Genomic DNA, 6,499 nt, shown 5'->3' with positions numbered 1-6,499 from the left:
TGCGGGAACATATCAACTGGTATCATCGTATTGCCATAATAACCAATCTTTTCAAAATATTTAAGATCTCTAACTTGAGTCGATGGATCGCATGAGATATAAACTACCTGTTTAGGTTTTAAAACCTTAATAGCATCAATAAATTCTTTAGTACTGCCACTTCTAGGGGGATCCATAATTACGGCATCAATTGGAAATTTTTCTTTAGCTAAATTGATCATAAAATTAGTAGCATCATCATTGACAAATTTAATATTATTTATTTTATTAGCTTTAGCATTGTTTATAGCATCTTTGATGGCATCTTTATTTAGCTCTACCCCAATTACCTGCTTAACCTTACTGGCAGCAATCATTCCAATCGTTCCGATTCCACAATAAGTATCAATAATTGTTTCCTTACCAGTCAGCTTTAATCCAGACAAGGCCTGTTGATATAATTTAACACATTGATCATGATTAATTTGATAAAATGATTTGGGTGAGATCTTGAATTTCAAATCACATAATTCATCAACAATAAAACCTTTTCCATATAATATCTTTTCTTCATCACCTAAGACAATACTAGTTTTTCTCTTATTAACATTTAAAACAACTGTTTTTATACTAGGAAAGCTCTTAACTAATTCATTACAAAAATTCTTTGATCCTTTAAAAATATTTTCATTGCAGACTAACACGACCATCGTTTGATCAGTAACAACTGCTCTTCTAATTAAAACATGTCGCAATAGGCCTCTTCTAGTTTTTTCATCATAAATACTTACTCGATATCTTTTTAATAAAGTTTGGATTTTCTTGATAATTTGATCACTAATTTCTTCATGTAATAAACAGCGATCATAAGGAACGATTTTATGACTATCTTCTTGATAAAAGCCAAATTGATAATTTTTATTAAAAGCAACAATTATCTTATTGCGATAGCTATAGGGAGATTCCATCTTAATTACATCTGACACTTGATATTTAGTTAAATGATTATCTTTCAATAATTTTTGACAAAATTGCTTTTTTATTTCTAATTGTTTTGAATACTCGGTATTGATATATTTACAACTACCGCATTTCTTTTCAATCTTACACTTCATATATTCACCTTTTAAAATTAAAGATGATGCTAAGCATCATCTTGTTGTCTTTTTTTCTTTACTTTCTTGTTGTCTTTTTTTCTTTACTTTAAAATAATTAACTATTCCATAATAAACAGGAATCGTCAGAAAGATGATCCAGGTTGGTGACCAAATGTTTTCAAAAAAGCCCTCATATAAAAAGTATAATGCTGTTAGAATTGGATATGGAAATCGATTTAGATCCCGATATTTGATAGCCCCATAAGCTCCATCAATTAACGGAATTACTAATAACATGATCCATAATGGATGCCACAATGATGTTATTGCTGAGGCAATAATATAAATAACGATTACTATTAAAGCTGTTGGAAAACGATTATAGTTAGCATAATACTGGGTCCAGTCCTTTTCATGATAATGCTGTTTATCTTTATCATTGTTTTTAGCATTATTAACATAAATTCCATCCCATCCAACATGAACTTCGCTACCATCTTTATCAATTACATGAATTCCATGACGTAAACTGACATGAACTGATTCTTCTTTTTGAGGGTTATCGGTTTCAGTAGTGTTTTTACTACTTTCAAATTCTTCTTGATTAGTTTGTAATAATTCATCTAAAGATACGTTATAAATCTTTGCCAGCATAATTAAATTATCAGTATCTGGAGAAGCTTCAGCTCGCTCCCATTTACTAACCGCCTGACGACTAATACCTAACTTATTAGCCAAAGCTTCTTGGGAAAGATTATTTTCTTTTCGTAACTTCACTAATCGATTAGCAATTTCTATATTCATTATCTGCTCCTTTCTAAGTCACCAATATTATTAACTAAAAAGACCTGGTTGCCCAATAAACTTTGGTTTTCATTTTAGGCAACTACCAGTTGCGCCTTAATTTTTTTCTTCATCATACTTCTTTTTAGCATTATAAGTAATTTCAATTCCCAGATTACTAAATACTTTGGCATCCATCGGTCCAATAGATGATGTAATATGGGCTTGAGCGCCATTTAGTTTTGGTAGTTGTTCTAAAGCTAAACGCGCCTTTTCATTTTCAACAGCACTTAATGATAAAGCAATTAAAACTTCATCACTATGTAAACGAGGATTGACACTACCTAGGTATTTAGTTTTTAAATTTTGAATCGGACCAAACGCTGTTGGTGAAATTAAAATTTCATCATCATTGATTTTAGCTAAATGTTTTAAAGCATTAATCAAAATAGCTGAACACGATCCCATAAAATCAGTCGTTCTACCAGTGATGATCGTTCCATCTTCAAGTTCAATTGCTCCAGCAAAGCAACCAGCTTCTTGTGCTTTTTGATTAGCAGCTGCTACACATTTACGATCTTCAACAACTACTTTAGCCTGATTCATTACCAACTCTTGTTTATTTACTTCATCAATAGTACATTCTTCATTAACATAGCGATTCATTGTATTGTAAAAACGACGAATGATTTCCTGACGGCTAGCTTCACGACAAACCTCATCATCACTGATACAAAAACCGGCCATATTAACGCCCATATCAGTTGGTGAATTATAAGGACTAGTTCCATAAATTTCTTCAAACATATTTTTTAAAACTGGAAAAATTTCAATATCCCGATTATAATTAACGGTTACTTTATTATAAGCTTCTAAATGATAAGGGTCGATCATGTTGACATCATTTAAATCAGCTGTTGCCGCTTCATAAGCTAAATTAACTGGATGATTTAAAGATAAATTCCAAATCGGGAATGTTTCAAACTTAGCATATCCAGCTTTTATTCCCCGAATATGTTCATGGTATAATTGCGATAAACATGTCGCCATTTTTCCACTACCAGGCCCTGGTGCGGTTACAACTACCAATGGCTTAGTTGTTTTAATGTAATCATTTTTACCAAATCCATCTTCACTAATAATTCTTTTAGTATTTGTTGGATAGCCATCGATTAGATAATGCAAATAAACATTAATATTACGATTTTCTAATCTAGCTTTAAAAACATCCGCTGCCTTTTGACCATCGTATTGAGTAATAACGACACTACCTACATATAATCCTTTATCGCGATAAACTTCAATCAAACGTAAAACATCGTTGTCATAGGTGATTCCTAAATCACCACGAACTTTATTTCGTTCAATATCACCAGCTGAAATTGCAATAACTACTTCTGCCTGATCTTTTAATTGCAATAACATCTGTAATTTACTATCAGGGGCAAACCCTGGTAATACTCTAGAGGCATGATAGTCATCAAACAACTTTCCACCAAACTCTAAATACAACTTGTCACCAAATTGATTAATTCGCTCTTTAATATGAGCTGATTGCATTTGTAAATACTTGTTATTATCAAATCCTATTTTCATAAACTCCTCCCACTGCTACTATTATTAATATCCTTTAATTTACAAATTTTTTATCTCCATTCAAATTCAGTATAATAGCATATTTTCCACAAATATTGTAGTTATTTTAACTAAATTAAAATACTATTGACTCATTTTAAAACAATTTAGCTTACTATCGCTTATAAATTAAATCATAAAACTAAAAAAATCAACTATTAATCAATATTAATTCAAAAAAACATCTCTTAGCTACTAATTATGCTATAATACTTTTGGTGAGATAAATGAAACAAAACGAAAAGAAAACGACAGTTGTTCATAAAACGATAAAATCTGGTATTACCTTTGGTAGTGCCTTAGCTATGGTCATTAGCTATACGACCTGGCAATCAATTGGCTGGGCTATTTTTCATGGACTATTAAGTTGGATTTATGTTATTTATTTTATTATTCGCTATTAAAAACGAGCTCTGTGCAGCTCGTTTTTTAATAAAAGATCTATTCAATAATCCCAACCATTTTTAATAAAAACTGTGCATTGGTCGTTTGACTCCGTCCGGGTTTAATTAGATAATCAAATTTAATCTGATTATCTTGGTAATATTCTTCAAAATGATAGTTTTTACAAGACACTTCATTTTCTAAATCACACAATTCAAAATCATGAGTCGTAATCAAAGTGAAGATATTACTTGATGATAAACGTTTGACGGTCTCTAAAGCGCCAATAATACGATCAGCTGAATTAGTCCCTTTAAAAATTTCATCAATTAAAGCAATTATTATTCGCTGACTCTGGTTAGCTTTAACCATTTCCTTGATTCTAAGTAATTCACCATAAAAAGTAGAAATTCCCTGAATATCATCTTCAATACGCATCGAAGTAAAGATTTCCATTAAAGAACAACTAAAATCCTTTGCTATGACCGGTCCACCTGCATAAGATAAAACCAGATTGATTCCTACCGTTCTTAAAAAAGTCGTTTTACCAGACATATTAGAACCAGTGATGATAGCTACCTGAGATTCCATGGTAAAACTATTAGCTACCGCTGTTTTTTCTAATAATAACGGATGTTTTAATTCTCTAAAACTTAATATTGGTTTCGATTCATCTAATAGTGTAGGCATAGTAACATCATCTTTAACTTGATATAAAGTCTGTAAACTTATTAAAGATTCCAGCTCACCTATTTGATTTAGCCATTTAGACATATTGACATTTGTCTGTAGCCAATTATCTAAGCGACAACAACAATGATAATCCCATGACAATAAACCATTAAGTAATAAAAATGCCAAAAGATTACTACGTTGTTTGATCATATTACTAATTATTTCTAATTGTTTTAACTGCTGGTAAGCTTCTGACAACATTTTTTTGATTTTTAAAAGATGATTAGCTTTAAAATCAGTTTCTACTACTAAATGACAAACTTGTAAATAATATGACAAAGAAGAAGACAACTTACTCACACAATCAAAAATTGCTTGATGTCGCATTAAATTAACAAGTGAACCAATTAACTGTCCTAAAAATAAAACACCAAATATTAATAAAGAAAATCTAGTTTCTAAATTAAAACAAAAACTCAACAAGGCGATAATAGCAATAATTGGAAACAAATATCCTAACCATACTTGATGATTTTTATTTTGATAGTCTGTTGTAAGTCTAATAAAATCATTGATTGCCCGTTCGCTTCGCTGATATTCTAAAACGGTATTAGCCACTGTTTCTACTTCCAAAACAAAATCCAACTTATCACTTAATTCCTTAACTGCTGCTTGTTCATCAAACAACAATTGATAATTTAAATCACGACGTGTCAGTTTAGCAGCCAAGCGTTTTTTTCCAAAAGTTGTCAAGGCAGTATTAAGATATTGAAATAAAGAATTATTTCCTGCTAAATCCAAATCTTTTACTATTCCATCATTGACCAAAAACAAATCTTTTCCCGTTTCTGCAAACTGGTTCCAGTCTTGATTAAATCGAGCTAAATAACGTTGTAATACCACTAATCGAGCTTGATGATAATTAAGTAACTTCATCAAACGATTATAATAAACCACTAAAATGATAAATCCTATAAGTAATAATAAAGACAAATAGAAAAAGATCATCACTTGTCTAAAGTAACTAATTAATATAAATATAATAATGGCAATTCCAAAAACTAGACGCAACATTGAAATTTTAAAAGACTTCGTTTCTAATTGCTTAATCTGGTTTTGAATGATCGTTACCTGTTCATTAAAATAATCATATTTCATTATTCTTGCTCCAATAATTTTTCAATACATTCATCAATCCCATCGACTAAATATTTAGCCGCCTGCTTAACTTTTTCAGGCGAACGATTAAAAGTAAACGCCTGATCAACAACAGCAAACATTGGTAAATCATTATATGAATCACCAATGACTGCCATATCTTGATTATCTACTTTAAAATATTCGATAATCTTTAAAATTCCTGCCCCTTTTGAACATCCAAGCGGTGCAAAATCTAAATGCCGTTCATTTTGGTATACAGCAATTACATCACCATATTTTTCTTTAATTTTTAAAGATTCCTGATAAGCCATTTCTTCATTATCTAAATGCAATGAAAAAGCTTCTAAATTATCACTCACCTCATCAAGACTAGTAATTAAACGATGATTTTTATTCACTGGATCATGATGATTTAAAAAATACATTTCTCCCTTATCCACTACGCTAGTATCGACATTAGAATAATCTTTTATAATTTCTTTAACTAATTTAGCCGGAATAAATTTTTGAAAGATAACTTCACCATTTTGATCAAGAATTTTAGCCCCAGAGCAAAGAATAAAAAAATCATATCTAATATGATGATAATTATAATTAGTAACTCCTTTATAATTTCTTCCAGTACATAAACCAAATAGATTACCAGCCTGTTGAAATTTTTTAATTGCCTGAATATCTGCTTGATGATAATAATCACGCTGTCCATCATAAAAATATAATGTATTATCAAAATCACTTGCTAATATTTTCATAAATTCCTCCCAAAAAATAAAAACAGTCAAAAT

The 6,499-nt window shown here is 30.3% G+C and carries 6 protein-coding genes; 1 reads left to right on the top strand and 5 read right to left on the bottom strand.

The genetic code is table 11. From position 1 onward, the window contains the following. The 3 genes from rlmD to Q0K54_RS06120 all read right to left on the bottom strand — a co-directional run. On the bottom strand, positions 1-1,094 hold a 1,094-nt coding region (gene rlmD, locus Q0K54_RS06130), incomplete at its 3' end, for a 23S rRNA (uracil(1939)-C(5))-methyltransferase RlmD (protein WP_294579143.1). Between the two features lie 36 nt (positions 1,095-1,130). Then, positions 1,131-1,880, bottom strand: a complete 750-nt coding sequence (locus Q0K54_RS06125; protein ID WP_294579141.1) for a helix-turn-helix domain-containing protein — start codon at positions 1,878-1,880, stop codon at positions 1,131-1,133. Between the two features lie 96 nt (positions 1,881-1,976). Continuing rightward, a complete protein-coding gene (locus tag Q0K54_RS06120) occupies positions 1,977-3,455 on the bottom strand; it encodes a DUF1846 domain-containing protein (protein ID WP_294579139.1) in 1,479 nt (492 codons plus the stop codon). Positions 3,456-3,721: 266 nt separating this feature from the next. Between Q0K54_RS06120 and Q0K54_RS06115 the strand changes: the two genes are divergently transcribed. Next, the gene (locus tag Q0K54_RS06115) at positions 3,722-3,898 is read left to right on the top strand and encodes a hypothetical protein (RefSeq protein ID WP_294579137.1); all 177 of its coding nucleotides are present in this window, start codon (positions 3,722-3,724) and stop codon (positions 3,896-3,898) included. 37 nt (positions 3,899-3,935) lie between these two features. Here the strand turns inward: Q0K54_RS06115 and Q0K54_RS06110 are convergent, their stop codons facing one another. Beyond that, a complete protein-coding gene (locus Q0K54_RS06110) occupies positions 3,936-5,711 on the bottom strand; it encodes a hypothetical protein (RefSeq protein WP_294579135.1) in 1,776 nt (591 codons plus the stop codon). Next, entirely contained in the window at positions 5,711-6,466 is a 756-nt protein-coding gene (locus Q0K54_RS06105; RefSeq protein ID WP_294579134.1) for an HAD-IIB family hydrolase, read from the bottom strand. The genes Q0K54_RS06110 and Q0K54_RS06105 overlap by 1 nt, the downstream gene beginning before the upstream one ends. Positions 6,467-6,499 lie beyond the last annotated feature (33 nt).

The organism is uncultured Thomasclavelia sp. (assembly GCF_944324745.1).
Lineage (GTDB): Bacteria > Bacillota_I > Bacilli_A > Erysipelotrichales > Coprobacillaceae > Thomasclavelia.
Note: the sequence above shows the minus strand (reverse complement) of the source record. Positions and strands in the feature narration are given on the sequence as shown.